This is a genomic window from Collinsella aerofaciens (assembly GCF_015548375.1).
Lineage (GTDB): Bacteria > Actinomycetota > Coriobacteriia > Coriobacteriales > Coriobacteriaceae > Collinsella > Collinsella aerofaciens_AB.
Genome location: NZ_JADMWW010000050.1, coordinates 1 through 1,792, shown reverse-complemented (window position 1 = coordinate 1,792; position 1,792 = coordinate 1). Strand labels below are relative to the sequence as shown.

Sequence of the window (1,792 nt, the reverse complement as noted above, 5' to 3'; positions counted from 1 at the left end):
GTGCACGAAGTTGCTGCCGATGAAGCCGCAGCCGCCCGTGACGATGATGTTCTTAGGTTCAAAAATCTCAGACATGAAAATCCAATCTGAAGCATGTACAGCTTCTTTAGTATGCCGCAGGAAGTGATGCCGCGACACTATTCAACAAAACTATCGGACATTTCGGCACGCGATAAGAGCCATAACCTTCGCAGAATTACTTCCCCTACAAAACGCCTCCGGAATGCAGTCTTTGTCGTACCGGAAGACCGAATTCCCAGTTTTATCGCGTAAGTACTTATAGAAGAAGTCCTCCCAGCTTTTAAACTTCTCACTGTCTGCAAACGCTTCCGGCTCTTGCAGAACTGCTTTGGCATCTAGCCCTGAAATTACGCCGGAGCTCAGTAGAAGCCACTCGAATGATTCGGGAAGACAAACCGTAACAGTATCGCGGTGAATGTCTTGCAGCTTAAGGACGCGGTCCGCATAGCACCCAAATGCCGCCCCGTCCGCGACAACAAACACGCGATCGTCGAGATGCTGATCCAACCAGCCCAAAATCGCGCTGTTCGTCATGGCCGAAGTACAGGTAAGCTCACTGTCAGCGAAATGCCGTTCAAAGAACTGGAAACCAGACTTACTGTCCTCGCATAGAAGGATAGAAAAGTCCTGTTTTGGCGCCGACCGGGAAATAGCATAACGATGATTCCCGCGATCTTGATAAACAGGGACGAAAGAATGGTATTTTCCGCTCGTCTTAATCTTGTAAATCTCATCCACGCTATACGGAAGATTGGGGAAATCAGCCCTTGAGATCAGCACGAAATAATTCGAGGAATACAGCACATGATGGGCAAACTCATCAGAATGAATCTCTTTTAAGCCCTCATCGACAAATACAATCGAGTCATGAACGGACGAAAGCTGGTTTCGCCAATCATAATCGGTCAGGGCGACACAGGGACAATCGCATTGCAAGGAAACACCCGACTGCTCGCCCGTTCGCATGTAGTCTGCGACCATGTTAAACAGTGTCGTCTTACCCGTGCCACTATCCCCACGCACAATAGTAATGTTCCGTTTAATGGTAAATGTGTACTTGGTTCCCCTGCGGCGGGAAATCTTAACGAGATGCGAACCGTTCATAAGCAGCACCTACAGATACGGAATCGACTCGTGAATCAAATCGGCCATGCTGTGAACGATTCGGCCGCTATTCACGACTTTAATTTTAAAATCCTCGCGACCAAAGTCCATCACATGATAGAGATTCACAACGAGCTTGCGGTCTTTCGCCATGTCGAGAATCCACTTGGCACAGTTGTCACCACAGGTAGAAGCGTTAAAAATATGCTTACGATCAAATCTCATAAGCAGCAGCGTTTTCACGCCACCAGAAAGCTGGAGTGGGGAGATGGATCCAAGCACAGGGCTTTCGATGACGTTTTCGGAGACAACAACCGATCGATCGACATCTTTAATTATCGAGACTGCATAGGGATCCGTAATCCAAGAAGACCGGTAAGAGTTTTTGAAATATGTCGCTGTGTTGTAAATCGCTTCTGGCATATCGCCAAAGTAGACGCTTAACACATCCACTCCCAATCATATTGTCTTTATGGTCAACGTAATCATAACGAAAGGGGCCACCAGATAAACGGTGACCCCTAAAGAAAACAAGCTTGCGCTAGTACTCGCGCGGGCTGTTGACGATCTCGCCGGCGGCGACCTTCTTCAGGTGCTGCCCGTAGACCGACTTGCCGTAGGCCTCCGCGGCCTCCTCCAGCCCGGCGGTCGTGATCCAGCCGTTCTC

At 49.1% G+C, this 1,792-nt stretch carries 2 protein-coding genes; both read right to left on the bottom strand.

All coding sequences use genetic code 11. From position 1 onward, the window contains the following. Positions 1-150: 150 nt before the first annotated feature. Complete coding sequence (locus tag I1969_RS10915) at positions 151-1,125, bottom strand: hypothetical protein (protein WP_117747064.1); 975 nt, start codon at positions 1,123-1,125, stop codon at positions 151-153. A 9-nt stretch (positions 1,126-1,134) separates the two neighbouring features. After that, positions 1,135-1,572 (bottom strand): DUF4869 domain-containing protein, encoded by a 438-nt coding sequence (locus I1969_RS10910; protein ID WP_117747067.1) that lies wholly within the window; start codon positions 1,570-1,572, stop codon positions 1,135-1,137. Between the last annotated feature and the right edge of the window lie 220 nt (positions 1,573-1,792).

Excerpts from the sequence above, each read along its gene's own strand:
- I1969_RS10915 (WP_117747064.1), bottom strand. The coding sequence starts at position 1,125 with ATGAACGGTTCGCATCTCGTTAAGATTTCCCGCCGCAGGGGAACCAAG.